Genomic DNA, 26772 nt, shown 5'->3' on the forward strand with positions numbered 1-26772 from the left:
TTATAATTGCATTACTAAACGAGCGCAATTACAGATTGCGCAGATACGTTTGATGGTGAAAGAGCAAGATCGCGGTCTCTTGGGGAGGAGACATCGATGAAAGCGAATTCAGAAAAAACTAAGCAGAGTAAAAAAGCGACGCGCCGTGTACTGGCAGGCGTTTTGTGCGGAGCCTCGGTTTTGAGCCTGGTGCTGTCGCTCGTCATGCCCCCGATCTCGCAGGCCATTGCCAACGATGCCCAGACAGATTCTACCGAGAAAACTGTGATGGGGGGGGGTTCCTCAAGTGAGTCTACTGATGTAGACAACACCAACAACGGGGATACCGAAAACCAGAATAGTGACGAGACTGAGGGCGACGAGACTGGCGACGATGCTCTCAGGACGGCTCCGTTGTCTGATGACACGGGAGCCGAGAGCGCTGCGCAGTCTGCGGATGCGAAGCCTTCTGATGATGAAACTAACGATGAAAGCGCAATCGCCCCTGCCAACGTCAGTGCCGATGACTATATCGAGGTAAAGGGTAATGTCGCTAACCAATTTACCAATGGCGGCAAGTTTCGACTGACGGATTCTGCCTATTCGGATACGCAGATTGCCATCACCAAAGACACCACCATCGATCTTGCGGGATGCATGCTCTATAACTACCACGGCGTCTACAACGATCGCACCCCAGACTCCTTCTTTGTGGTCCGAAGCGGAGCCAAGCTCACTATCGAGGACTCGGGTAACAAGGACTTGGGTAAAAAAACGATAGACGATCAGACTCAGGTCCCTACGTCGGCGGGCCAGTTGGCGACTATGGAGTGGGACAAGGGAAATGGCTTCAATAGCGGCACTCCTGAGAGTCTTACTTACTATGAGACCAAGAGTGTGCCCAATTCAGATTGTCTCGGCACTACGGAGACTACGTACAAGCATGTTGTTACGGGCTTCGGCGCTATCGATGCGGCATCGGACAGCGGTTCCGTAAAGTATGTGGTCGAGGTCGAAGCGGGCTGCACGCTCAATCTCGAGGGCGGCATGATTACCACGGCTGCCAATCTGGGCGACAACGGTCACGTTATTTTCTCTCGGGGCGCTGTCAATATTTCTGGCGGTTACGTTACCAACGGTAACGGCGGTGGCTGGGGCGGTGGCCTGTGCATAGCGGGCACGAATCCCAAACTCGAAATGACAGGCGGTGTGGTCGCGGGAAACAAGGCGGCTGCTGGCGGCGGCATCTTTGCTGACTTTGGAGCCACCCTGAACCTTGCGGGCGGAATTATCTCTGGCAACGCTACGTATGGAAATCCCATCAACAATGGTGAAAACACCCGCGACGGTGGCTACGGTGGCGGTGTTTATACCAAGGGTGCAAACGTTACCATTAGCGGTTCTGCCTGTATAACTAACAACCGAGTCGATGCTCGCATCACAGATATTGAACACTTTGGCAACAATGGCCTGCTCGGTGGTGGTGGCATTGCATGTACGCACGATGGCACGCTTAACTTAACGGGCGGCTTCGTTACGGCCAACTATTCCTATGAGGCTGGCGGTGGCGTCTACGCTGGTTTTTATGATAAAGATAACGACGGCGAGATCGAGAAAATCACTTTTAAAATGACTGGCGGTACGATTGCCGGCAATGTTGCCGATAACGCCGAAGGCGGCGGTCTGCGTGTCGCGGGCGGCGACAGCGCCGGCACGACGGCAACAATTAACGCCAGTGATACTGGCAGGGTTTACATTACGAACAATAAGACGAATACGGGTAGCACCAAAGGTCGTGGCGGCGACTGGGGCGGCGGTGGCGTCTTTATCCAAAAGGGCGGCAAGCTTAACATCGTAAAGACGCTGATTACTAAAAATGAGGCCGGTGGCTGGGGCGGCGGCGTTGGTGCTTGCCCTACGGGCGAGACGATCGTCTCGCACTCAAATGGTGCCGCAATCTACAGCAATACGGATTATGGCGAGCACTTCTCTGCCGGTGGTGATGGCAAGGATCAGGACAAAGATTTCGAGAATTCTGAGTACATTACCGCTGACTTCAAAAAAGAGGGTCACAAGGATTTCTTCCTCGTGCGCAAGAAGGGCAGCGAAAAGACGGTCGCAGTCGTTCTCGGCAAGATGCTCGGCAATCGTTCTGCTGGCTGGAAAGGTACCTGCGATGGCCAGAAAATCACCATCGATCCTAATGGCGGCGCTGAGGCCAAGTACATGTTCGGCTTGGAGGCCCATCCGACCGAAGATGCCATGAAAAAGGCGCAAGAGGCAGCTACGACCATCATCAGTGGTAACTGCTCCTACACCCACGGTGGCGGCATTATGACCAACGGCGACCTTGTCGTTGGCGAAGTTACTGCCTTGAACGTATATCCTGCAATCAAGGTTAAAGCTAACAAGGTCCTTCTGAAGGACGGTGCTAAGAAGGGTCTCAAAGACCATCCCTATCAGTTTAAGCTGTTGGGTGCAGCTGCCAATTCAAAGAATGAACCATACTGGAATGAGAACGGCACGCTTAACGAAAACGGATGCGAGGCTATGCCCGCGGTCAACGTCAATGAAAATAACGGAGAGATTCTCATTGACACGGGCGCGAACTACCAGTCGGGCGATTACGACCTCTACCTTGTTGAAGTTCCTATCGATGAAAAGGGAACAACGTTTGATAAGGCTATTTACAAAATACACATAAAGGTTGGTACGACACCAGCTAATACGACCAGCCTCTTGGGGATCGATATTAATCGTTATGGAGTTGATAAGAGCGCTTCCACAGTATCCGTAAAAAAGGGGAACGCGGCGTCCTTCACTAAATGTGGCTTCTATGAATGGACTGAGAATTCGGCCGATAGCACCGTCTCGACCGTAAAAATCGGTGACGAATCCAACCCTGCGTTTATAAACGAACTTGCTCCCTATCAGGCCTCAGGCACCTGGACACCTCAGGTGACCAAGAGGGTCGATGGCGGCGAGATGAAGAAGTTCGAGTTCGAGCTGTTTACTAAGGATTCGGACGGTAGGGAGAAGTCTCTTCAAACCAAATGTACTTCTGCTGAGTCGGGAAACCCTCAGATAGTAACGTTCGATCCGGTACCAATCGGCCCCCTCGGGGTTAAAGATCTTACCGGTGGCAAAGCAACGTTCACCTACTACATCCGTGAATGCGCCGCCAGCAAGGGCGATGGCACCAAGCACGAAGGCTACAAGAACGACACCAAGAGGTTCAAGGTCGTGGTGACGGCAACGGACAACCATGATGGCACGCTGAACTGCACGCCGACCTACTACGAGGTCGACGCCAGCGGAAACGCCAGCGAAACCCCGACCACCGATCCCACCTTCACCAACACCTACTCCACCTCTTTGCCCCTTTCTGGTATGTCGGGCGTCACTCTGACGTACCTTGCCGGCGCGGCGGTGCTTTGCGCTGCTGCGGCCTGGATGCACATTCGTCGCAAGGCGAATGCGAAGGGAGGCGAGCGTCGTGAATAAGAAAGTTTGCTCCTTCCCGATCTTGTTTGCGCTGCTTGCCCTCCTGATCGGCACCTGCGCGGTTGTGTTCCCCGCATCCGCGCAGGCCGCGCCGACCTCGACCGGTTCCATCACGGTGAGCGGCACCGTGGCGCGCAGCTACGACGCCTACCAGATCTTTAGCGCCAACGTCGTCGACGGCGACAGCGACGCCAAGATCGCCACCGACCTCGCCTGGGCAAGCGACGCCGTGCGCGACGCTGCGCTGCCTGTGCTGCACAGCGCCGGCATGCCCAATTCCCAGACCACCGCGCAGGAAGCTGCCGAGTGGCTCAACACCGATTCCCACCTCACGAGCGCGCTGAGCGCACAGCTCGCTCGTTCCCTCCAGAGCTCTGGCGCCGTGTCCGTGGCCCTTAACGCGGGCACGACGGCCAAGCTGCCCTGCGGCTACTGGCTCATCGTCGCCGACGACGACGCCATCGCCCAGGGCGAGGCCGGCACCGCGCCGATCATGGCCCTGGTCGGCGGCAGCGCCGTCACCGTCAAGCCCAAGGCGGCGACCCCCAAGGTCGCCAAGCACGTGCTGGAGGACGGCACCGCCGCCTGGCAGAAGGCCGCCGATGCCACGGTCGCCGACGACCTGTACTGGCGCCTCTCGGCCACGGTCCCGGCGGGGCTCACGGCCTACGACACCTATACGGTGCAGTTCGTCGACACCATGGGCGCGGGGCTCGACCCCTCCAAGGTGGTCGCGAGCGTGCGCGTGTACGTGGTGGCGGGCGCGGACGGCGGCTTCGACGCCGTCTCGGCCGGCAAGGACGGCCGCGCCGGCACCGAGCCCGCGAAGGGCTGGACCGACATCACGGCCCAGTGCGCCACCAAGGTAGCGGCCGACGGCAAGACCTTCACCGTGCGCACCGGCGACCTCATCGCCGCGCTCGGCGGGGCCGACGCCTTCGCCGCGGGCGCCCGCGTGGTCGCCGTGTACAATGCGCCGCTCAACAGCGCATGCAACCACGGCATCGCGAAGGGCAACCCCAACGAGGTCTACCTGCGCTACCCGCGCTCTCCCTTTGCCGACCAGTCCGGCGACGCCGGCTTCACCCGCACGCCGAGCGACGACGCGTGCGCCTACACCTGGGATCTCGCGCTCACCAAGCGCGGCAGCGACGGCGACAAGCCGCTTGCCGGGGCGGTCCTGAGCATCGCCGACGACCACGGTCGCACACTGGCGGCTGACGGCACGTGGGATGCGGAGGGCAAGGCCACCGTCACCACGGGCGAGGACGGCCGCGTGACCGTCTCGGGCGTGGACTCGGGCAAGCTGGAGGTCCGCGAGCTCAAGGCGCCCAAGGGCTACACCGCCTTCGAGGGCACGCGCTCCGTGACGGTCAAGGCCGAGGGCCTGGACGTCGACCAGGTGGCCGCCGCCAAGCCCAAGCTCACCATCACGGCCGAATCGCCCCTGCGCGCCGACAGCGCGGACGGGTCGACGGGCAGCCTGGAGGCGTCGCTCATCAACACGCCCACCGGCACACCCCCTAGCATTACCACCGGAGGCTTTATGCCCTCGACTGGCGATATGGCAATGTACGCCGCGGCCGCCGCAGCGGTCGCCGGAGCCGCGCTCATCGTGGTCGCGCTCCTGGTCAAGCGGGGAGGTGGCAGCCATAAAGAGTAGCTGGCAGCCCCACAGAGAGCGGGGCGAGACGTAGCGAAGTAGATGCTAAGACACAGACAGATGATGATCGATCGAATGAGAATCAAACGGAAAACGGAGGAAAAGAAGATGAGCATGAACAAGAACATCGCACGCCTGGCAGTAACCGCCGGCCTCGCAGCAGCGCTGAGCTTCGGCGGTGTGATGGCCCCGGTGACCATGGCGTTTGCTGATGGCACGCCAACGGTGGCTTCGGATGGCAATGTAAAGATTGACGAGAAGACCTATACGGATACAACCTTTAAGGGTATCCAGATTTTCAAGGCCAAGGTCACGCAGGATTTGAAAGGCGTTAACAACTGGAATGGCGCTAAGACGCTTTCCGACATTGAGTGGGCGTCAGATGCCGTTAGGGATGCTGTGATCGGGGCATTTACTGCCGATACTAGCGACGCTACAAAGCCCCTCGACAATGATGCTCAGAAGTGGGCCGACTGGCTTAAATCAAAAACCGAAGGTGATTACAAGTCAGGTACAGACAAGACTACTAAGCTCGATGCCGGAACGACTCTCGACAAGATCGCCAAGGCACTGGAGGACGCCAATATCACTGAAGGGACGGATGAGTGCAAAACGAGCACCGGTGGCACCTTCACTGGTCTGAATACCGGCTACTGGCTCTTCGTGACTAAAAACGTCAGCACTAGCACTAATCCACCCAAGCGCGACACCGATACCTTCACTTCGCCCATTTTCGTCGTTGTTGGCGGTTCTGCTGAGACCATTGCTCCCAAGAAGCAGGTCCCCACTGTGACCAAGGCCGTAATGGACGACGCAGAGGGCAGCACGTTCGGCACACCCGAGAATCCCAATAAGGCTGCGGACTCTCAGATGGACGACTATGTCGACTACCTGCTTACCGGTACCGTTGCGGGTAACATCAACACTTACAGCACCTACAAGTACATCTTCACGGATAATCTTCCCGAATCCATGACGCCCGAGTTTGAATCTGACGGCACGACGCCCGCTGTCAAGGTCAAGATTGGTGATACCGAGGTCAAGACTAGCTGCTACACCGCCAAGTACGAGAACAATACGATAACTGTCGACTTCACCAATCTCAAGAATTGCACGGGCGTGAACAATGCTGCTATTACACTGAACAGCGACTCGAAGGTGACCGTCGAGTACAAGGCAAAGCTCGACTCTACCAAGATCTTTGGTAATGACGGTAAAATCAAGAAGATCTTTAATGGATTGGTTGGTCAAGCCCAGACTAATACGGTTAAGCTGACTTATTCCAACAATCCGCATGCTGAGGGTGTCGGCACCACGGTCGAGCACCCTGCCTATGACTACACCTATGGCATCGATGTCACCAAGGTGGGCTCTGATAACGAAGCAAAGGGGCTCGAGGGCGTTGAGTTCACGCTGCAGGAGAACGGTGATACGAGCAACTTTATCAAAGCGGACGGTACCAAGACGGCTAATAGCGAGCAGGCCAAGCTGAAGACCGACGCAGACGGTAAGATAAACGTTGTCGGTCTCGATGAGGGCACCTACACCCTCACAGAGGTAACCCCGGCGCCTGGCTACAACAACTCTGCTTCCAAAGGTGTCACGTTTACCATTGCTCGCGGCACGCTTCAGCAGGATGGCACCGCGGTGACTCCCGACAAGGATTCTGCCAACGTTACTGCTGCTGATGGTGTTGTAAAGGCCGATTCTGCCGCTGTATCTATCGGTAAGCTCAGCTTCACCATCGTCGACCAGGAGGGCACCGGCCTCCCGCTGACCGGCCTTAACGGCGTGACCTTCACTTGGATCGCTGGTGGCGCGGTGCTGTGCATCGGCGTGGCGCACCTCATCCGCAGCCGTAAGCAGGCTGAGGAGTCCGAGCAGGAGTAACGCTCGCTCACCCATCCCTTTGGCAGGTGGGATGCGATGGCCATGAGACTTGCGGACACTTTTCTCGTCCATCCACGTTCTTGCTTTGCCATTCTCTTTTCGGGGCAGACTCCGCACTGGAGTCTGCCCCGTTTTTTGGGATAACACAGTCAGCCTTCATCGTCCGATGCGGCTCGTTCGTCATCGCGTTTCTTGACTCGTATGAGATTCGGTTTAAGGTCCGTAGGCGCACGCGCGGTGCGGACGGTGGAAGGCATTTGCGCCGCAACAAGCGCAAATATGAATGCCCGGGGTTAGAGGCCCGGGCATTTAACAACGTCGGAAACTGGTCGCCCGCGCTCCTAAGTACTTACGCGGGGTGCGTCGTTTCCTGTAGCAATTGTATCCCGAATCGCCCAGCCGATCCGGGATATTCTGAAAACGCAAACACGTCGGGCAAACCCGGACAATGCGGCCAGGCTCCGCTGGATGAGGAATTGTGTTTATAACTATCGAACAAATGTTTGCAATTATTGCGTTTAGCAGCTGCGGGTGCATGCACTCGCAGTAAAATACCCTTGCGACGCATCCCGTGCGCGGGCGGCCGACGACTCGATCGGAGGTCACCATATGCTGAAATTCCTTAACGCGCTCGCCGCCCTCGCGGCGGTGGGCACGTTCGTCATCGCGTTTCTTGACTCGTATGAAGTTCGGTTTAAGGTCCGTAGGCGCACGCGCGGTGCGGACGGTGGACGGCATTTGCGCCGAAAGCGCAAATAAGAATGCCCGGGGGTCGGATCCCGGGCATTTAACAAAAACTGAAAACTAGGCCGCCCGCGCTCTCGTACACTTACGCGGGGTGCGTCGTTTTCTATTGACATTGTATCCCGAATCGCCCAGCCGATTCGGGACATTTTGAAAACTCAAATGCGGGCCCATACTCGCGCTGTGCAATGCTGTCAGGCTGCGTTGTCCGGCGTGGAAGCTCGCTAATCGGCTATTATTTGTTTAGACAACCTGAGCTGTAAAGGAGTGACCGGCGATGGTGCAGGGCGCCAAACATATGAAGAGCAATAACGCCGCGGCCAACGGTGGCTCAAGCCCTCAGCCCAAACCTCAACCAAAACCCAAACGCCGCCGCAAGCGACTGCCGCGCTGGGCCGACCGGCTCATCACCATCGTCATCATCCTTATTGGCGTGGGCCTTATGACCTGGCCGTGGATCTTGGACCGGCTCGAGGCCTCGGGCGTGTTCAACCAGATCAGCACCGTGTCCAGCACCGTGGACGCGCTATCTGCCGAGGAGCGCGAGCGCATTCTGCTCCAGGCGCGCTCCTTTAACGAGCAGCTGGCGGGCGAGGCTACCGAGCTTCCCGCCGACCAGATCGAGCCCTACGCCCAGCAGCTCATCTTTGACCGCGACCCCATGATGAGCTGGGTCGAGATCCCCTCCATCGACGTGAGCATGCCCATCTACCACGGCACGAGCGAGGAAGTCCTCATGGCGGGCGTCGGCCACCTGGAGGGCACGAGCCTGCCGGTGGGCGGCACCTCGACGCATTGCGTGCTCACCGCGCATTCGGGTATGCGCAACCTGAGCATGTTCGACGACATCCACTCGTTGGAGCCCGGCGACCTGGTGCTGCTTCACACCATGAATAAGACGCTCGCCTACAAGATGGTGGACTCCGAGGTGGTGCTGCCCGAGGAGATGGAGTCGCTGACCATCGAGCCCGGCGCCGACAAAGTGACGCTCGTCACCTGCACGCCCTACGGCGTAAACGACCATCGCTTGCTGGTGCATTGCGTGCGCACCAAGTACAACAAGAAGGACGTCGACAAGCAAAAGTCGCTGGCCGGCCGCCACTGGGGCAAGCGCGAGTTCGCCGTGCTCATCGTGGTCGTAGCCATTGTGCTGTTGCTGCTGGATATCGTGATCCACGCGGTCCGCAAGCGCCGCAAGGCCAAGGCCTCGGCATAAGACATCGTTCAGAACAACCACAAAGGGGACAGGCACCTTTGTGGTGGCCCGGGCTTCCAAACCATCACAACATTCGATGAAAATCTCGATTTTGACGAAAAGCGTCGAATGTTGTGATGGTTTTCGCTGCGGGCGAGACGGTTTTCATTGCGGGCGGGATGCTTTTCGCTGCGGTCGAGACGGTTTTCGCTATGGGCGGTGCGGTTTCGCTGCAGAATCGCCAGCCCGCAGCCTGCCAGCCCGCCGTCCTCGTTACGTTTTCGCTGCATTTAGGTAAAGCGCCTGCTCCAAGCGGCGTTGCCTTGTATACTAGAGCGGTTTATCTGTTATGCGGAAGGGAGCGCCTATGGCACTCAGCGAGAAAGACGTGCGCGGCATCGCCGAGTACGCAAAGATCGCACTGACCGATGACGAGCTCACCCAGATGACGTCCTACATGAACGACGCCGTCCAGATGCTCGAGCCCGTCTTGCAATATGACTTGCCCGACGTGGAGCCCACGTTCCATCCCATCGGAAGCCTGTCCAACGTGATGGGCGACGACCTGCGCGAGCCCGAGCGCGATCTGCCACTCGACGTTGCGCTCGAAAACGCCGGCAGCGCGCGCGACCGCTACTTCCGCGTGCCGTCCATTTTGGGAGAGGGGGAGAGCGAGTAATGGCGCTAAGCTTCGATTCCCTTACCGCCGCCCAGATCGCCGCCGGCGTTGCCGCCGGCGACTTTACTGCTACCGAGGTGGCCCAGGCCTCCCTTGCTGCCATCGAGGCGCGCGAGGGCGGGGTCCAGGCATTCCTGCAGGTGGCGCCCGAGCTTGCGCTCGAGGCCGCCGCGCACGTGGATGCCGACCGTGCCGCAGGCAAGCCGCTGCCCCCGCTCGCGGGCGTGCCGCTGGCCATTAAGGACAACATGAACCTCGTGGGCACGCGCACCACCTGCGCTTCCCGCATGCTCGGGGACTACCAGAGCGTCTACACCGCCACCTGCGTCCAGCGCATGCTCGACGCCGGCTGTCTGCCCATGGGCAAGGCCAACATGGACGAGTTTGCCTTTGGCAGCTCTACCGAGAGCTCGGCGTTCCACCGCACCAACAACCCCTGGGATACCGAGCGCGTGCCCGGCGGCTCCTCGGGCGGCTCCGCTGCCGCCGTCGCCGCGGGCGAGGTCGCGCTCTCGCTGGGCTCGGACACCGGCGGCTCCATTCGCCAGCCGGCGTCGCTGTGCGGCGTGGTGGGCTTTAAGCCCACGTATGGCGCCGTGAGCCGTTACGGCGTGGTTGCCTTTGGCTCGTCGCTCGACCAGGTGGGTCCCTTTGGCCGCACGGTCGAGGATGTCGCGCTGGCCATGAACGCGCTTACCGGCGCGGGCCACGATCCGTACGACTGCACCAGCCAGGATTGCGCCGTCGACTTTACCGAGCATCTCAACGACAGCATCGAGGGCAAGCGCGTGGGCATCATCCCCGCGTTCATGGAGGCCGAGGGCCTGACGCCCGAGGTCAAGGCCGCTGTTCAGCGCGCCGCCCAGGAGCTGCAGAACCAAGGCGCCGAGCTGGTCGAGGTCGACCTGCCGCACCTGGATGCCGCCATCGCTGCCTACTACGTCATCGGCCCGGCCGAGGCGTTCTCCAACCTGGCCCGCTTCGATGGCATTCGCTACGGCTACCAGGAGGAGGGCTGCGCCAACCTGTCCGACCAGAGCTCGCTTTCGCGCGCCCACGGCTTTGGCGCCGAGGCCAAGCGCCGTCAGATGCTCGGCGCCTATCTGCTGAGCTCGGGCGTGTACGACAAGTACTACTACGCCGCACAAAAGGCCCGCACGCTTATCACGCAGGACTACGACGCCGCGTATGCCAAGGTGGACACCATCCTCATGCCCGCCTCGCCGCGCACGGCCTTTAAGTTTGGCGAGATCAGCGACCCCACGCAGATGTACCTCTCCGACCTGTACACCATTTCGCTCAACATTTGCGGCAACGGCGGTATCTCGGTGCCGCTGGGCCTGGGCGAGGATACGCAACTGCCCGTTTCTGCCCAGCTGGTTGGTCCGGCCTTTAAGGACCGTCAGCTGCTCACGTTTGCCCGCGCCCTGGAGCGCGGCTTTGCCGATGCCGCCACGGGTGCACCCGCGCTTTCCGTCGCGCCCGATTTTGCCGGGAAGGGAGGCGAGCTGTAATGAAGGAGCTTTCCGAGGTCCTGCAGGATTGGGAGGCCGTGATCGGCCTGGAGATCCATACCGAGCTCACCGCACTCGATACCAAGATGTTCTGCAACTGCAAGCTCAGCCACGATGACGAGCCCAACGCCAACGTGTGCCCGGTGTGCCTGGGCCTGCCCGGCGCGCTGCCGGTGCCCAACAAGCGCGCCATCGAGAGCATCGTCAAGGCCGGTCTCGCCACCAACTGCGAGATCCAGCGCCACTCGATGTTCTACCGCAAGCACTACTTCTATCCCGATATGGCCAAGAACTTCCAGACTACGCAGGGTCCGGTCGCCTTTGCCATGTACGGTCACCTGGACCTGGACGTGACCGGTCGCGGTGCCGCCGAGCGCCCCGACTGCGCGTTTGGCGAGGCCGAGGCTCAGAGCCTGGCGAGCGCCTCGGCCAACGCCGAGGGCCTGTCCACGTCCATGACGTCGACCATGCGCGAGGGCAACCAGCGTGCCGGCCACCTGGCCAGCTACGATGCGTCCAACCTGCAGATGCCCGAGCGTCGCGAGGACGGTTCCTACACGGTGCCCATCCGCATCCTGCGCATCCACATGGAGGAGGACGCCGCCAAGATGGTTCACGTGGGCGGCGCCGAGGGCCGCATTACCGCCGCGGCCGAGTCGCTTGTCGACTACAACCGCTGCGGTACGCCGCTCATCGAGCTTGTCACCGAGCCCGATCTGCGCACGCCCGAGGAGGCTCGCCTGTTTATGGAGAAGCTCCGTCGCATCTTTGTGACGCTGGGCATTTCCGATTGCTCCATGGAGAAGGGTTCCATGCGCTGCGACGGCAACGTGTCGCTGCGCCGCCGCGGCGAGACCAAGCTGGGCACCAAGACCGAGCTCAAGAACCTCAACTCGTTTAAGAGCCTGCATGACGGCCTTGCCTACGAGATCTGCCGCCAGGCCGAGGTGCTCGAGGAGGGCGGCATCATCTATCAGGAGACCCGCCACTGGGAGCCCAGCCGCAAGCGCACCGTGGTCATGCGTGTGAAGGAAACGGCAGACGACTATCGTCTGTTCCCCGATCCCGACCTGGCGCCGTTCGACCTGGACGACGAGTTTATCGACCGTTGCCGTGGCGAGATTCCCGAGCTGCCCGATGCCAAGTGCGCCCGTTTTGAGGCCGACTTTGGCATTAAGGCGGCCGACGCCGAGCAGATCGCTGGCGACCCGGAGTTTGCCGACTTCTTTGAGGCCGCCGCTGCCGGTATGGCCGGCAAGGAGGCCCAGACGGTTGCAAACCTGCTGGTGAACGAGATGATCGCCTACCTTAAGGGCGCAGGCGTGTCGCTCGCCGAGTCCGGCATCGCGCCGGCTCAGGTGGCAGCGCTGGCTAAGCTGCTGGCGACCGATGCCATCAGCTCCAACCAGGCGCACGAGGTCTTTGAGGCCATGGCCCAGACCGGCGACGACCCCAACAAGATCGTTGACGAGCGCGGTATGCGTCAGGTGAGCGATGCCGGCGCGCTGCAGCCGATTGTGGACGAGGTGCTGGCAAACTGTGCCGAGCAGGCGCAGCAGTATCGTGACGGCAACCAGAAGGTTATCGGCTTTTTGGTGGGCCAGTGCATGAAGGCGAGCCGCGGCAAGGGCAACCCGAAGCTCTTCAACGAGTTGCTGAGAACGTCGCTCTCGTAAGCGGGAACCCGGAAGCCCCGGCAGGGCGGGTGCTTCCTCAAAATTTCGAACAGTCCTGCGCAAGACGAAGGCCACATTAAGTGGCCTTCTTTGCGTGCGGAACTCATTTTGAGCAAGCACCCGCCCTGCCGGGGCTCCCGGGTTCTGTGACGACTCGGCCGTTCGGGTCAGGTAGGCTGAATGGAATAGAGTGAATGGGCGCGCCGTTGGCGCGCCCATTGTTTTGAAGGGAACTCATTGAGAGGCAAGGCCCTGCGCCCGGCCCCTCGGTTCCGTGACGACTCGGCCGTTCGGGTCAGGTGGGGCTGAATGAAATTTGGTGAATGAGGGTGCTGTTGGCGCCCTCATTTTTTTGTGGATGTGGCGCAGGGACGGTCCCTTGGTCGTATCGTGCCTCAAGATTTCCAAAAAGTTAACCTTTGTTGACCTTAATAGTTAGATAAACTAAACTATTTTCCAAAAGTGTGCTCGAGCAAACTTGTTTACTCGGGTGCTGAGGCACCGTGCCGCGTCCAATGCGGCAAAAGGGAGAGACATCATGAAGAAGTCCACGTTCAACACCCTGCTTGTCGGTGGCGGTTTTCTGCTTGGCACGGCCGGCATCAAGCTGCTTACCAGCGCCCCGATCAAGAATGCCTGCGTGCAGGGTATCGCGTGCGGTATGCGCATCAAGAATGGCTACCAGGACATGGTCGAGCAGGCCAAGGCCGAGGTCGACGACATGGTTGCCGAGGCGGCCTACATCACCCAGAGCGAGGCCGCTGCTGACGAGGCAGCCGAGTAGCACTCCCAGGCACAAACTATGAGATTCTCGATTATCAGCGAGATCCCCGGCAGGACCCGCCTCCAGTTGGCGGGTCCTGTGCCAGAGAGCGATCTCGATGCGCTTCTAAAGCTCAGCGGCGAAATCGATGGTGTGCGCAAGGTGCGCGTCTACGGCCGCATTGGCCAGATGGCGCTCGAATACGACGAGCGGTGTCGTGCGAGCGTGCTCGACGCCTTGGGTGCGCTCGATGCCCAGGCCATTGCCGACGCAAAGACGGGTTACGTGATGCAGCTTGAGCCACGCAGGCACAAGCTCGTTATGGATCTTGCCACGCTTGTCGGCGCTCACTATGCACGTCGCTGGTTCTTGCCCACGCCGCTGCGCGCGGTGTTTGTCGTGGTCGGTTACATGACCTTTTTGCGCGCCGCCCTCCGTGAGCTCGCGCAGCCGCGCCTGACTGTTCCCGTGCTCGACGCTTCGGCCATCGGCATTTCGTTCGTCAAGCGCGACGTTGACACCGCGGGCCAGACAATGTTCCTGCTCAACGTGGGCGAGCTGCTCGAGGACTACACCCGCGCCATGAGCGAAAACGAGCTCATCAACTCGCTGCTCGATGTGCCCGACAAGGCGCAAAAGGTCGTCGGTGACACCGAGGTAAGCGTTGCCGCGACCGAGCTCGAGCCCGGCGATCTGGTCGCCGTGCGCACTGGCATGTCCATTTGCATCGACGGTGTTGTCGAACAGGGGAGCGCTATGGTCAACCAGGCGACCCTGACCGGCGAGCCGCTGGCCGTCGAGCGCAGCGTGGGCGATGACGTGTTCGCCGGAACCGTCGTGGAGGACGGCAGCATCTTGGTGCGCGTGCGCGCCAATACGGCGCAAACCAAACTGCGCTCAATCGTCTCGCTCGTGCAGACGGCCGACTCGCTCAAGTCCGAGGGCCAGTCGCATATGGAGGACCTTGCCAACAAGATCGTCCCGTGGAACTTCCTGCTCGCGGGCCTGGTTGCGCTTGCCACTCGCAGCCTCATCAAGACCTCAGCGGCGCTGATGGTCGACTACTCGTGCGCGCTCAAGCTCACGGGTTCGGTCGCCGTCATGACCGCCATGAGCGATGCCGCCAAGATGGGCGTGATGGTCAAGGGCGCTAAGTACTTTGAGTCGTTTGCCAAGGCCGACACCATTGTGTTTGATAAGACCGGCACGCTCACCGAGGCGCAACCGCGTCTTGCCTGCGTACTCACCACCGATGGCTGGAGCGAGGACGAGGTCCTGCGCCTTTCCGCTTGCCTGGAGGAGCATTTCCCGCATCCGGTGGCGCGCGCCGTGGTCAATGCGGCACGCGAGCGCGGGCTCGAGCACCGCGAGCGCCATGCCGCCGTCGAGTACATCGTGGCGCACGGCATCGCTTCGTCCATTGAAGGGCGTCGCGCCATCATCGGTTCCGCGCACTTTGTATTTGAGGACGAGGGCGCACGGCTCGAATCCGACATCAAGGAGCGCATCGAGTCCCAGATGCAGGGCCTGTCGCCGCTGTACCTGGCGGTCGACGGCACCGTTGTGGGCGTGCTCGGTATCGAGGACCCGCTTAAGCCCGGGGTCCGCGAGGCCATCGCCGACCTGCACGCGCTGGGCGTCAAGCACGTGGTCATGCTCACGGGCGACTCCGAGCGCACGGCTGAGCGCATCGCGCGCGAGGCGGGCGTTGACGAGTTTAAGGCCGAACTGCTGCCCGAGGACAAGTATGCCTATGTGGAGCGGATTAAGCGCGAGGGGCGCCACGTTGCCATGGTGGGCGACGGCGTCAATGATTCGCCGGCACTCGGTTTGGCCGACGTGGGCCTGGCGATGGGCGGCGGAAGCGACATCGCCAAAGAGGTCGCCGACATCATCCTGGCCGATACGGACCTCGCGGCGATCGTTCGCCTGCGCCGCATGAGCCAGGGCCTCATCGACCGTCTGACGAGTTCGTATTCCAAGGTGATGCTCACTAACTCAGCGCTCCTGGCGCTGGGCATTACCGGCGCGATTACCCCGCAAGCGTCATCGCTGCTGCATAACGGCTCGACGATTGCCTACAGCCTGGGCAACGCGAAGGCTTACCTGCGTTAGCAGACGTGTTCGCCCGCGTTATCTGGCCTGCGCCCAGACGGCATCGGTGTCGTCCGCGCGCAGGCCTTTTGCGTTTGACCATGTGCTAGCTTCTCTATATAGTGGTGCTAGCATGGCTAGCAATTGAAGGGAGCGGGATCGACGTGGGTGCTGTTGGCGGCATGGCGCAGGTGAACGTTCGCGTGGATCGCCAGGTCAAGAACCGTGCCGAGGAGGTGCTGCGGCTTTCGGGCGCCTCGCTGCCCGAGCTTATCAAAAAGGTGGTGGCTAAGGTCGCGCAGGGTGGCGGGCAGTGCGAGGAAGTGCTTGCGGCCGTCGACGACCGGCAGCAGACCGTCGCGCCCGATACGCCGTTCGCCGCGTCGTGGGCAGCGGCTGACCGGCTTTACGCGGACCTGGGCATCGCTACGTCGCCCGCATCCGACGATCGCGGTTGGGACACAATCTATTCCGAAGCCATGGACGAGCGCTATCGCCAAAAGGGGATGATCCAGTGAGTGGGGCGCCTCTCAAGATCATGGTGGACGCCAACGTATGGGTTGATTCGTTTTGCGTCGACCATGCCGAGTCGCTTGCCGCGCGTGCGTTTATTGGGCAGGCGACGGAATCGGGCGCAACGTTGCTCTTTCCGGTGCATATCGCCAAGGACGTGCTGTACGTTGTCCAACATGAGCTGAAGCGTAGCGTTCTTGCCGGCGGGGGAGCGCTCGACGAGGCTTCTGCCCGCGCGATTGGCGATGCGGCGCTGGCGTTTGTTCGGAATATGACCGAAAACGCCACGGCCGTGGGTGCAGATGCGTCGGACCTTTGGCTGGCCGACAAATACTTAGCGCTCCATCGCGATTACGAGGACAACTTGGTGCTCGCCGCGTGCAAGCGCGCGCAGGTCGATTACTTGGTGACCAACGATCGCAAACTGCTCGAACATGCTGATCTTGCAGCAAAGACACCTCGTCAAATGATGCCGATTCTTGCTTTGGCCGAACGCGGCCGCGCGGCTATCGGTTGACGCGAATTGTTTGCGGGCCTCTTGGACGACGATGCGCCAAGGGGCCCGCGTCTGCTATTTACAAAAGCTCGGCCTTGATGGCGGGACTTTCTGCGAGCTGCTCGGCTGCCTTTTCGTCGGAGCTGTCGAGTGCTGCCAGGCTGCGGTAGACCCACTCGTTGACCTGGGTGTTCTTGACGCCTGCGGTCTGCATAAGGGCGCCTACCTCGCGGATTGCTGCGAGCAGATCGGCTTTGGGACCCGCGAGCTCGACCTCGATGCCGTGGTAGGCGGTCACGCCGCGGTTCTCACTCACGTGGTCGATAAAGCCCTCGACGGTTTCAAGCTGCTGGGCGAGAGCTGCATCATCGTCAGCGTCCAGCGCGACGAGTGCGTTCGATACCGTGAGGGCGGGATGTCCGCAGGGGACAAAGCCTTCGATGACATCCATAGCTTCGGTAATGGTTGAGCCCAGGCCTGCGAGGGCATTGACAAGTTGCTGCTTGGTATCCATAACGGTCCTTTCGACGGGTCAATTTTGCTTGGCGAAAATATACGTGACGCGATCGGTAGCAAAAGTGCGAAGTGTGGCGCACATTGGGGTCTTCACAGCTCGTGCATAGAACAGCTGTCCGCTTTCAGAACGTGGTAAGATAACACTCCACAAGCGGGGCTTGCCCCGCATGTTCCTTGAAAAGTCGACGGTTATCGGGTGTTTGCAGGCCCGATACCATCCAGACTTTCCCGACATTCGGGGGCGACTGGTTTCGACACGATAGCTCTGAGAGAGGAAGCAAGCCGAGGTCTCCTCGCCTCGTTAAACAGGGGTACCGTCAAATTGAATTGACAACAACTCTTCTTTTGAGCCTATGGCTCTCGCTGCTTAGTTTATAGCGGCGCGTCAACCCGGTGATTTCCCCGACACCGGCGCGACGTCATATTAGGGGAATGCTCCTGCGCACGTAATCGGTATGGCGCAGGCTAAGACCGAACCGGTTAGGACGCCGCGAGCGTGTCGCTGCGCGCAAAGCGTCCGAGACAAAACCAGCGACTGAGCTTGGAGATGCCAATCAGGGGGCTTTCGTGGACCGGAGTTCGATTCTCCGCGCCTCCACCATAAGTAACAGGCAGGTAGATATTCGTATCTACCTGCCTTTTTATTTCATGCCCGCACCGCGGAGAATCGAACTCTGCGCAGGGCGCGAGCGTTAAACAAACGCGAAGCGTTTGTAGCGAGCGGGCGAGGACGCCGGCAGGCGGCCGAAGCCGGTGCGGATTTGCGAAGCAAATACGCGGATTTTCCGCGCAAAGCTTCAACCCTATATAGATGCGATGCCGATCGGACTGCAGCCTGCCATGCCCCGCATCAACGTCGTCCCAGGCGGAAAATCCATCCCAGAATTCCGGCTCAGACTGGGATGCGGTTTCCGGATGACGTTTCAAGCGGAAACTGCATCCCGGAATCGACGCTCGGAATGGGATTCATTTTCCGGAAGACGCCTCAAGCGGAAAGTTCATCCCGGAATCCGCGCTCAGAACGGGTCGCGCTTTCCCAACGGCGGTCCAAGCGGAAAGCACATCCCGGAATCCCGCCTCAAACTGGGACGCACTTTTCGTTTCGCCTGCCGCCTCAAAAAAACCTGCGCGCCCTCCATTCCAAAACTGGGTAGAAGAAGGCCAAAACGCAATCGCAGGAGGTCAATATGACTGCAGAAGATAAGGCAAAGAACGCCGGCAAGGTCGCGCTCGTCTTGGAGGGCGGCAGTTTTCGCGGGCAGTTTACTGCGGGCGTGCTCGACGTTCTCATGGAGGCTGGCGTCGAGATTCCGGCTGTCTACGGTGTATCGGCCGGCGCCCTCAATGGCGTGAACTACAAGTCGCACCAGATCGGCCGTGCCAACCGCATCAACCTGGCTTTCTGTAACGACAACCGCTTCATGGGCGCCGCGTCGTTTGCGGCCACGGGCTCTATCGTCGGCTACGACTTTATCTTCAACGATGTCCAGGACCGCCTGGATCCCTTTGACAACGAGACGTTCGATGCGAGCCCCATCGAGATGTACGCCGTTGCGACGGACATGCTGTTCGGAACCGCCACGTACCTGCCGGTCAAAAGCGCCGTACTTGACCTCGATGCCGTGCGCGCCTCGACGTCGCTGCCGCTGGTGACGCCGCCGGTCGAGATCGACGGGCACAAATACGTCGACGGCGGCGTTGCCGATTCGGTTCCTATTGAGCATGTGCTCGAGGAGGCGGGCTTCGACCGTGCGGTCGTCATCGTCACCCAGGACCGCTCGTATGAGAAAAAGCCCTACGAGTTTTTGCCGGCGGCGCGTGCGCGCTATGCCGACTACCCCTATCTGCTCGAGGCTATCGAGACACGCCACGACCGCTATAACCTCCAGCGCATGCACCTGTGGAAGTATGAGCGCGAGGGTCGCGCGCTGGTCATCGCTCCGCAAAAGCCGGTCGAGGTCGGCCATGTCGAGCATGATCCGGCCAAGCTTCTCGACCTGTATATCCAGGGCCGCCAGGAGGCAAAGCGCTTGCTGGGAGATATCGAGGCATTTGTCGAGCGCTAGCGCTGCAACGTCACGGCTCGTGGATGACATGTGCAGAAACTCTGGTCGGAGCCAAAATACCTGTTGACTCGTACGGCGAGCGGGGTAATATGGACGGGTTACTTGCAGAGCCCCGTGAATCTCTGTAACAACACGTACTGTACATGGAGGAGTCTAAGTGATTTCGAAATCGACTCACTACGCCAAGCAGGGCGAGGTCCAGCGCAACTGGGTTCTCGTCGACGCCGATGGTGCTGTCCTGGGCCGTCTTGCCACCCAGATCGCAATGATCCTGCGCGGTAAGAACAAGCCCCAGTTCACGCCCAACAGCGACTGCGGCGACTTCGTTGTCGTCATCAACGCCGATAAGGTCCAGCTTACCGGTAACAAGGCCGACACGAAGACCTATTATCGCCACAGCGGCTACAACGGCGGCCTCAAGGCTGAGAGCTTCCGCCAGGCTATGGAGAAGCACCCGGAGAAGGTCATCGAGCGCGCCGTTCGCGGCATGCTGCCCAAGACCACCCTCGGCCGTGCCCAGATGACCAAGCTTAAGGTCTACGCTGGTGCCGAGCATCCGCACGCTGCCCAGAACCCCACGAAGATTGAGCTGGAGGCTTAAAGATGGCTGAGAACACCGTTGTCTACCAGGGTACCGGCCGTCGTAAGAACGCCGTCGCCCGCGTCCGTCTCGTCCCCGGCACCGGCAAGGTGACCATCAATAAGCGTGACGCCGAGCAGTATTTCGGCCGTCATCAGCTCGTTGAGAACGCCCTTGCTCCCTTCAAGGTGACCGACACCGCCGGTCAGTTCGACGTTATCGCTCTGTGCGATGGCGGCGGCATCTCCGGTCAGTCCGGCGCTCTGCGCCTGGGCATCGCTCGCGCTCTTCTGAACGCTGGCGACTACCGTGCTGACCTCAAGAAGGCCGGTTTCCTTACGCGCGATGCTCGCGTGGTCGAGCGCAAGAAGTACGGCCTCAAGAAGGCCCGCCGCGCTCCCCAGTTCTCCAAGCGCTAAGGTTTTATCTCCTTTCGAGATACAATGTACAAGCGGGGCCTGCCGATTCCTCGGCGGGTCCCGCTTTTCTTTTTCGACTAGGGTGGGCGGTTGCATATCGCCTGCTAGGGAAGGAGCAATCCTATGCCCCAGAACATCTTCGGTACCGATGGCGTCCGTGGCGTCGCCAACGCCGATCTTTCGTGCGACCTCGCGTTTCGCCTGGGCCGCGCGGCGACCAAGTTCCTTGGTCCGGACATCTGCATCGGCCGTGACACGCGCCTTTCGGGCACCATGCTCGAGAGCGCTCTGACCGCCGGCATCATGGCCGAGGGCGGCCGTCCGCACTGCTGCGGTGTCATCCCCACGCCTGCCGTGGCGCTGCTCACTGTTCAAAACGAGCTCGACGGCGGCATCGTCATCTCCGCTTCGCACAATCCGCCGGAGTTCAACGGCATCAAGTTCTTTAGCCGCAAGGGCATGAAGCTTCCCGACGCGGTCGAGGAAGAGATCAGCGCCTGGGTCATGTCCGAGGAGGCCATGGCTGCCGATACGCTGCCGACCGGCGCCGGCGTGGGCCACATTATCAAGATGAAGGACGCTCGCAAGGCATACGTCGACCACGCCATCGATACGCTTGATGGCCTGAGGCTCGACGGCCTGGTTGTTGCCGTCGACTGCGGTCACGGTGCTTCCTGCCAGACTACGCCCGCCGCGCTGCAGCGCCTGGGTGCCACGGTGCACGCCATCAACACCGATTACTGCGGCACCGACATCAACGTTGAGTGCGGCTCTACGCACCTCGAGCCCCTGCGCGAGCTCGTGCTGCGCACCCATGCTGACATCGGTCTGGCCCACGACGGCGACGCCGACCGTGTGCTGTTCGTGGACAGCGAGGGCAATGAGATCGACGGTGACTACATCCTGGCTATCTGCGGTTCTGACCTCGCCGCTCGCGGCAAGCTCGCCAACTCCGAGATCGTCTCGACCGTCATGTGCAACCTGGGCTTCTCCATCGCTATGAAGGAGCAGGGCTTCGAGATGGTTCAGACCGCCGTGGGCGACCGTTACGTTCTGGAGCGCATGCTCGCGGACGGCGCCGTCATCGGCGGCGAACAGTCCGGCCACATCATCTTCCTGGAGCACAACACCACCGGTGACGGCTTGGTGACGGCTCTGCAGCTGCTGGCCGTGCTCAAGCGCACCGGTCGTACCCTCACCGATCTTGCCGGCATCATGAAGAAGTACCCGCAGGTACTCGTCAACGTGCATTCCGACAACAAGGCCGGTCTGGACGATTGCCAGCCCATTTGGGACGCCGTCGCTGCTGCCGAGAAGGAGCTTGACGGCCGCGGCCGCATTCTGGTGCGCCCGAGCGGTACCGAGCCGCTGGTCCGCGTGATGGCCGAGGCCGAGACGCACGAGCTGACCCAGCGCGTTGTTGACGACATCGTCGAGGTTGTCAAGCGCGAACTTCCCTAATGGTCAAAAACGGGTGCCAAGTGGTAAACTGTCAAGGTTATTTTGATTGATTGGAATGTCCGAGGGGGAGCATGTTCACTAAAGTCCTAAGGTCTTTTGGTATGCGTGGTCGAGTCCTTACGCTGGATGCTCCCATCTCGGGCGATGTCATTCCGCTTTCCGAGGTAAACGACCAGACATTTGCCACCGGCCTTTTGGGCCAGGGCGTTGCCATTCAGCCTACGGGTACGCGCGTGATCGCGCCGGCTGACGCGAAGGTCGAGGCTATTTTTCCCACGGGACACGCCGTTGCGCTTAACACGGTCGATGGTCTGGACGTGCTCATCCACGTTGGCTTGGACACTGTTCAGCTCGAGGGCAAGCACTTTACCGTACATGCGCAAGTGGGTGACATCGTTCATAAGGGCGATGTACTCATTGAGTTCGATCGCGAGGCAATTGCTGCCGAGGGCTACGATGTGACGGTTCCCATCTTGGTGTGCAACTCCGTTGAGTTCTCGAGCATCAAGGGCTCCGTTGGCGTGCATGTCGAAGAGATGGACCAGCTCATCGTTGCTCGCGAGCGCTAGCAAGTGCACGTGGCCATTAGCCTACAATTCAAACACGTTTACGGAGGGCGCCCTTGAAAGAGGACGCCCTCCGTGGCAAGATGGGATTTGTCCGAAGCTAAAAGGCTTCGGGTCACCGTGGACGGGCAGGGGCCTCGACGCGGCTAGACACGAGACACATACATTACGCGACCTCGCCCTGGTGGCCGCACACGTTGGTTGCGGCCGACGCGGGCCGCGGGCAAGTGCTTGTAAGGGGAGCCTTGCCTCTCTTGTACGAGAAAGGACGCGTAATGAAGATCATTAAAGCTAAAGACTACGAGGATATGAGCCGCAAGGCCGCCAATATCATCTCGGCGCAGGTTATCCTCAAGCCCGACTGTGTGCTGGGCCTTGCCACCGGCTCCACCCCGATCGGTGCCTACAAGCAGCTCGCTGCTTGGTACGAGAAGGGCGACGTCGACTTTGCCGAGGTCAGCACCTACAACCTGGACGAGTATCGCGGCCTTTCGCACGACGATCCCCAGAGCTATCACTACTTCATGCGTGAGAACTTCTTCGATCACATCAACATCGACCTGAACAACACGCATGTGCCCGACGGTTCCAATCCCGACGCCGCCGCTGCTTGCTCTGAGTACGACAAGATCGTCGCCGCCGCCGGTTACCCGGATCTGCAGCTGCTCGGCATTGGCAACAACGGTCATATCGGCTTCAACGAGCCCGATGACCACTTCTCCAAGGGCACGCACTGCGTCGACCTCACCGAGAGCACCATTCAGGCCAACAGCCGCCTGTTCGACAGCATCGACGATGTTCCCCGTCAGGCCTACACCATGGGTACCCAGACCATCATGTATGCCCGCATGATCCTGGTCGTCGCCAACGGCGAGGCCAAGGCTCAGGCCGTGCATGACATGTGCTATGGTCCGGTTACGCCCGCGTGCCCGGCTTCGATCCTGCAGCTGCACACCAACTGCGTTGTCGTTGCCGACGAGGCCGCCCTTTCGCTCTGCGAGTAGCGCGAATCCTGCAGCTCGACATAGCCTTGCCTAAGGCCTCCGCTTTGCGGGGGCCTTTTTGCTATCCCTTTCCGCCCGCTTGACCAAAATCTTGCCGCAGGCTTGGCGAATGCCGGATGCCCAACAGCTTGATTCATTCCATACCAGATTCTATGCAATAATGCCACTAAAAGGTCGTAGACGGTAGCGGGTGCTAGGCGAGTTGAATGACATAGCTGAACCTTGTTCACTTGCGTTACACTGCCGCTCAGATGGGACAAGCTGACAAGCCATTTACCTGCTTAAAGACCGATTAGTCGGGGGATTAATAACAATCGGCCCTCGCTGTACAAAAACTTGCCGCTTGCGTACCAAAAGACAACCTAAAACACAAGGTCGCTCTATTCATAGCGCGGCTTGTATGGTCTTGCGGTTACAGTGTCCATACGGTCGAGTTGAGGAGCGGGCATGGTAAACGATTTGGGCAGTATAGACGACCTCGAGCTGATGCCGCTGGGCGGAGGCTATATGGTGCGACGCGAACGCTTGATGACTGAGCTTATCGCCAAGGGCCGAAAGGCCGGCATCGTGGTTCTTTATGCGCCCGACGGGTTTGGGAAGACCTCGGTGCTGCTGCAGTACACCCATGAGGTTAAATGCGACCCGACGCGAGGCCCCGTGCGGATTATCGAGGCCGATCGCGCCATTGGGCGCGAGGTGTTTATGCAGCTCGAGGTGGTCACCGAAGAACTCAAAGACAAACCGCGCTCCCTTATCGCGATTGATAATGTGCCAAACCTCGATCAGCACGATACCGAAGACCTCATCGACAGGATTCGCGGCCTGCGCGCCATGGGGGTAGGGGTCTTTATCTCCTGCCGTCCTTCAAATCGTCAGCTGATTCATGGGCTGGGCGATTCGGTTAAGATCAATGCGCAGATGCTCAAGGTGCATGCCTATGAGTATTCGGCGTGGGCATCGGCGTTTTCGATCAGCACATCGCTCGACTTTTATCAGCTTACGCAGGGCGTGCCCGAGCTCGTTTCGGCATTGCAGACGGGTCTGTATGGCCAAGGCGACGTAGCCGGTCTGCTCGAAAACGAGATTGTCAACGTATATGGCGCGGCACTTGTCGATCTGGCTTCGCTCGACAATAATGCGCTGTTTTGCGTGGCATGTCTCATGATTTTGATGGGCGAGGGCAATATCGCAGAACTCGAGGCTTGTGGGGTGAGGCTGTCGATGGTCGACCAGTCCTACTTTGTACGCGACTACCCGATCTTTGGCTTGGATCCCGCCGAGCGGAGTTTTACGTGTCTGGGCACGGAGGATAACGGACGCTTGCGTTTGCGTAAGTTGGTGGCCGAGGTTCGCCCCGAACTTGTTCCGAGGGCAGCCCGGATTTTGCTTAAGGCGGGCCGATGCGATGCGGCGATGGGCCTGGCGGACGCCTTTTTGGACCGTGAAGCGGTCCTTGAACTTGCTGGGCAGTATGGGGTCGATCTGGCTCTGACGGGGCACGGGGCCGATATCTGCCGAGCAGCGCTGGGCACGATCGATGCCGACGATCCGGCTCCAGAGCCAACGCCTGCCGAGGCGCTTGGCGTATATCTGGCAGCGGTCAGCGTGTCCAATACAAAGCTCGCTCGCTATATGGCATCGGTCATCGAGCGCGGGGGCGAACGGGCGGCCTGCGAAATAGACCCTGTTTCATGGAAGGTGGCCCAGACACTGACGGCTGTTTGCTATGGGGACAACGGGCTTGGGCTTCCTACGAACCTGGCCGTGTCAGAAATCGAGACATCCCATACCGCACTCGATATGCTGTCTGCGCATATCGAGGTCAAGCGCCGCCTGACCGAGCGGGGAGATGACGGCGGCGTTCTACAGCAGCTCAAAACGAGCAAGGCCTACGACTGTGAGCTCGACATCGCGGGGATTGTTATACGGGCCGATAGCATGCTAGTGGAGCTCTTTGACGGGTCGTTTGCGGGAACCGACGAGCGCGACGACGAGATGACGGTGGTGCGGGAGGCGCTCGACGTACGTGGGCTTAAGGCGATGGCTATCTGGGTGCGCATGGTGTTGGCGGCACGGCGGCTCCTTTCCGGCCTGCCGGTAACCGACGACGCGGCGTTCAACGAGCTCGATCGTTTTGCCGTGCGCATGCGCGACAACCAGATTCAGCTGTTTGGCCTGTTGCTAGAAGGCTGGCAGTCGCTGGCAGAGGGACGGCCGGTTAATGCAAAGTTCCGTGCGGTCCAAGTGCTCAAACTTGCCGAGGAGTCGATTGCGTACATGCGCGATAACGCATTGCTGCTGGAGCGCGCGGCGTATCTGCGTAACACCTCGATGGTTTCGGTGCGCGAGGAAGCGGAGTTGCTCGATATAAGCCAGACGCAGGTTGGTGGCGCAGAAGCCTGGATGGTGGCGCTGCATTTGGCCTGTGCGGGCCGAGACAGCGACCTTGCGGCCTGGATGTCCATGAATCGCGCGGGGATTCTGGAACCATCGTATCGGCTCTTTGCGCGCCTTGCCATGCATTGTCTGGGCGAGCCGGCGACCAGGATTCGCAAGAAGCTTCCCGTGCGCGAGCTGTCGCGGTACTCGCTGCGCGACGATTTGGAAGGGGAGGGCGAGCGCCTGTTCCAGGCCGGCGAGGTTGAAGCCGTTGATACCATTGACCATATCGAGATTCGCATGTTTGGCGCGTTTCGCGCCGAGCGCGACGGGTTTCCCATCACGGACAAAATGTGGCGCCGCAAGAAGGCGGCGACACTTGCCGAGCGGCTTGCGCTGGGCATGGATGCACTCGTCGATCGTGAGACGCTGGCCATGGAGCTGTGGCCCCATGCCGAGTTCAATAGCGCCCGCAACAACCTGTACTCGACGATATCGCGCTTGCGGTCGGCTTTGGGACCGACGCCGGATGGCAAGTCGTGTGTGCTTATCCAAAATGAATGCATCGGACTCAACGGCGACTACGTCAAGACCGATGTACGGCTGTTTGACCAGATAAGCCGCGAGGTTTTGGGAAATCGCACGGGTGCGCGCGGGCCCCATTTAGTTGAGCTATGCCTTAAGATTGAGCAGCTTTATGCCGGACCGCTGTATGTTCCCAATGGCTGTAACCCCACCTACTTTTTGCGTATGCGACGCATTATGCAGTCAAAGTACATCGATTGCATGATTAAGGGGGCCAATGCCGCTCTAGAAGAAAACGATCTGCAGTCGGCGATTTGGCTGGCGGAGTCGGGGCTTCGACAGGAAACGGCGCGTGAGGATATGGTGCGCTGCGCCATGCGTGTCTACAGTGCGGCGGGGCGGCGGCGCGATATCGTCGAGCTGTACAGCGGGCATATGCACCATCTGAGGGAGCAGGTCAATGGCGTGCCCGAGCCCGAGACGCGGCGTCTATACGAGCGCTTGGTGGAGGGACGGCTCAATCGCGTGCTGGTCGAGCGATAAAAA

The 26772-nt window shown here is 60.1% G+C and carries 19 protein-coding genes and 1 other RNA gene; 19 read left to right on the top strand and 1 reads right to left on the bottom strand.

The features are described 5' to 3' along the window. The first annotated feature begins 96 nt into the window (after positions 1 to 96). From CSV91_RS09535 to CSV91_RS09590, 11 genes are all read left to right on the top strand, one after another. Entirely contained in the window at positions 97 to 3483 is a 3387-nt protein-coding gene (locus CSV91_RS09535) for a Spy0128 family protein (protein WP_099432685.1), read from the top strand. Further along, positions 3476 to 5146 carry a SpaA isopeptide-forming pilin-related protein gene (locus tag CSV91_RS09540; protein WP_157758025.1) on the top strand — a complete coding sequence of 557 codons (1671 nt, stop codon included), beginning with the start codon at positions 3476 to 3478 and terminating at the stop codon, positions 5144 to 5146. Before CSV91_RS09535 ends, CSV91_RS09540 begins: the two co-directional genes overlap by 8 nt. A 114-nt stretch (positions 5147 to 5260) precedes the next feature. Further along, entirely contained in the window at positions 5261 to 7036 is a 1776-nt protein-coding gene (locus CSV91_RS09545; RefSeq protein ID WP_157758026.1) for a SpaA isopeptide-forming pilin-related protein, read from the top strand. Positions 7037 to 8078: 1042 nt separating this feature from the next. Further along, a complete protein-coding gene (locus CSV91_RS09555) occupies positions 8079 to 8996 on the top strand; it encodes a class C sortase (RefSeq protein ID WP_157758027.1) in 918 nt (305 codons plus the stop codon). A 346-nt stretch (positions 8997 to 9342) separates the two neighbouring features. Then, on the top strand, positions 9343 to 9654 hold the full coding sequence (gatC, locus tag CSV91_RS09560; protein ID WP_055250987.1) for an Asp-tRNA(Asn)/Glu-tRNA(Gln) amidotransferase subunit GatC: 312 nt from the start codon (positions 9343 to 9345) through the stop codon (positions 9652 to 9654). Beyond that, positions 9654 to 11168, top strand: coding sequence for an Asp-tRNA(Asn)/Glu-tRNA(Gln) amidotransferase subunit GatA (gene gatA, locus CSV91_RS09565; RefSeq protein WP_099432690.1), 1515 nt, complete (start codon positions 9654 to 9656; stop codon positions 11166 to 11168). The genes gatC and gatA overlap by 1 nt, the downstream gene beginning before the upstream one ends. Further along, positions 11168 to 12844 (top strand): Asp-tRNA(Asn)/Glu-tRNA(Gln) amidotransferase subunit GatB, encoded by a 1677-nt coding sequence (gatB, locus tag CSV91_RS09570; protein WP_099432691.1) that lies wholly within the window; start codon positions 11168 to 11170, stop codon positions 12842 to 12844. The genes gatA and gatB overlap by 1 nt, the downstream gene beginning before the upstream one ends. A gap of 538 nt (positions 12845 to 13382) precedes the next feature. Then, positions 13383 to 13628 carry a DUF6110 family protein gene (locus tag CSV91_RS09575; RefSeq protein ID WP_099432692.1) on the top strand — a complete coding sequence of 82 codons (246 nt, stop codon included), beginning with the start codon at positions 13383 to 13385 and terminating at the stop codon, positions 13626 to 13628. Between the two features lie 78 nt (positions 13629 to 13706). After that, positions 13707 to 15722 carry a heavy metal translocating P-type ATPase gene (locus CSV91_RS09580; RefSeq protein ID WP_232049608.1) on the top strand — a complete coding sequence of 672 codons (2016 nt, stop codon included), beginning with the start codon at positions 13707 to 13709 and terminating at the stop codon, positions 15720 to 15722. 143 nt (positions 15723 to 15865) lie between these two features. Continuing rightward, complete coding sequence (locus tag CSV91_RS09585; protein ID WP_099432694.1) at positions 15866 to 16219, top strand: hypothetical protein; 354 nt, start codon at positions 15866 to 15868, stop codon at positions 16217 to 16219. Next, positions 16216 to 16731: a type II toxin-antitoxin system VapC family toxin gene (locus CSV91_RS09590; RefSeq protein ID WP_099432695.1), complete on the top strand. Its 516-nt coding sequence runs from the start codon at positions 16216 to 16218 to the stop codon at positions 16729 to 16731. The genes CSV91_RS09585 and CSV91_RS09590 overlap by 4 nt, the downstream gene beginning before the upstream one ends. A 58-nt stretch (positions 16732 to 16789) precedes the next feature. On the opposite strand, the gene CSV91_RS09595 is transcribed toward CSV91_RS09590, so the two are convergent. Then, complete coding sequence (locus tag CSV91_RS09595; RefSeq protein ID WP_099432696.1) at positions 16790 to 17224, bottom strand: hypothetical protein; 435 nt, start codon at positions 17222 to 17224, stop codon at positions 16790 to 16792. A 239-nt stretch (positions 17225 to 17463) separates the two neighbouring features. On the opposite strand from CSV91_RS09595, the gene ssrA reads away from it, so the two are divergent. The 8 genes from ssrA (at position 17464) to CSV91_RS09635 (ending at position 26769) form a co-directional block, all read left to right on the top strand. Further along, positions 17464 to 17827: a transfer-messenger RNA gene (gene ssrA, locus CSV91_RS09600) on the top strand. A gap of 586 nt (positions 17828 to 18413) precedes the next feature. Next, complete coding sequence (locus CSV91_RS09605) at positions 18414 to 19292, top strand: patatin-like phospholipase family protein (RefSeq protein ID WP_099432697.1); 879 nt, start codon at positions 18414 to 18416, stop codon at positions 19290 to 19292. Between the two features lie 157 nt (positions 19293 to 19449). Continuing rightward, the gene (rplM, locus tag CSV91_RS09610; protein WP_022094635.1) at positions 19450 to 19893 is read left to right on the top strand and encodes a 50S ribosomal protein L13; all 444 of its coding nucleotides are present in this window, start codon (positions 19450 to 19452) and stop codon (positions 19891 to 19893) included. A gap of 2 nt (positions 19894 to 19895) precedes the next feature. Continuing rightward, a complete protein-coding gene (gene rpsI / locus CSV91_RS09615; protein WP_022094634.1) occupies positions 19896 to 20291 on the top strand; it encodes a 30S ribosomal protein S9 in 396 nt (131 codons plus the stop codon). Positions 20292 to 20414: 123 nt separating this feature from the next. Continuing rightward, the gene (gene glmM, locus CSV91_RS09620) at positions 20415 to 21752 is read left to right on the top strand and encodes a phosphoglucosamine mutase (protein ID WP_006234694.1); all 1338 of its coding nucleotides are present in this window, start codon (positions 20415 to 20417) and stop codon (positions 21750 to 21752) included. Between the two features lie 101 nt (positions 21753 to 21853). Further along, positions 21854 to 22321, top strand: a complete 468-nt coding sequence (locus CSV91_RS09625; RefSeq protein WP_306421699.1) for a PTS sugar transporter subunit IIA — start codon at positions 21854 to 21856, stop codon at positions 22319 to 22321. Between the two features lie 272 nt (positions 22322 to 22593). Further along, positions 22594 to 23322: a glucosamine-6-phosphate deaminase gene (nagB, locus tag CSV91_RS09630; protein ID WP_055251013.1), complete on the top strand. Its 729-nt coding sequence runs from the start codon at positions 22594 to 22596 to the stop codon at positions 23320 to 23322. A 447-nt stretch (positions 23323 to 23769) separates the two neighbouring features. Further along, on the top strand, positions 23770 to 26769 hold the full coding sequence (locus CSV91_RS09635; RefSeq protein ID WP_099432698.1) for an AfsR/SARP family transcriptional regulator: 3000 nt from the start codon (positions 23770 to 23772) through the stop codon (positions 26767 to 26769). The last annotated feature ends 3 nt before the right edge of the window (positions 26770 to 26772 follow it).

Origin of the sequence: Collinsella aerofaciens (assembly GCF_002736145.1) — a bacterium.
Taxonomy (GTDB): Bacteria; Actinomycetota; Coriobacteriia; order Coriobacteriales; family Coriobacteriaceae; genus Collinsella; species Collinsella aerofaciens_A.

Bases quoted from the DNA above. Each gene is read 5' to 3' on its own strand.
- CSV91_RS09535 (WP_099432685.1), top strand. From the start codon at position 97: ATGAAAGCGAATTCAGAAAAAACTAAGCAGAGTAAAAAAGCGACGCGC.
- CSV91_RS09545 (WP_157758026.1), top strand. From the start codon at position 5,261: ATGAACAAGAACATCGCACGCCTGGCAGTAACCGCCGGCCTCGCAGCA.
- CSV91_RS09555 (WP_157758027.1), top strand. From the start codon at position 8,079: ATGAAGAGCAATAACGCCGCGGCCAACGGTGGCTCAAGCCCTCAGCCC.
- gatC (WP_055250987.1), top strand. From the start codon at position 9,343: ATGGCACTCAGCGAGAAAGACGTGCGCGGCATCGCCGAGTACGCAAAG.
- gatA (WP_099432690.1), top strand. From the start codon at position 9,654: ATGGCGCTAAGCTTCGATTCCCTTACCGCCGCCCAGATCGCCGCCGGC.
- gatB (WP_099432691.1), top strand. From the start codon at position 11,168: ATGAAGGAGCTTTCCGAGGTCCTGCAGGATTGGGAGGCCGTGATCGGC.
- CSV91_RS09575 (WP_099432692.1), top strand. From the start codon at position 13,383: ATGAAGAAGTCCACGTTCAACACCCTGCTTGTCGGTGGCGGTTTTCTG.
- CSV91_RS09595 (WP_099432696.1), bottom strand. From the start codon at position 17,224: ATGGATACCAAGCAGCAACTTGTCAATGCCCTCGCAGGCCTGGGCTCA.
- CSV91_RS09605 (WP_099432697.1), top strand. From the start codon at position 18,414: ATGACTGCAGAAGATAAGGCAAAGAACGCCGGCAAGGTCGCGCTCGTC.
- rpsI (WP_022094634.1), top strand. From the start codon at position 19,896: ATGGCTGAGAACACCGTTGTCTACCAGGGTACCGGCCGTCGTAAGAAC.
- glmM (WP_006234694.1), top strand. From the start codon at position 20,415: ATGCCCCAGAACATCTTCGGTACCGATGGCGTCCGTGGCGTCGCCAAC.
- CSV91_RS09625 (WP_306421699.1), top strand. From the start codon at position 21,854: ATGCGTGGTCGAGTCCTTACGCTGGATGCTCCCATCTCGGGCGATGTC.
- nagB (WP_055251013.1), top strand. From the start codon at position 22,594: ATGAAGATCATTAAAGCTAAAGACTACGAGGATATGAGCCGCAAGGCC.
- CSV91_RS09635 (WP_099432698.1), top strand. From the start codon at position 23,770: ATGGTAAACGATTTGGGCAGTATAGACGACCTCGAGCTGATGCCGCTG.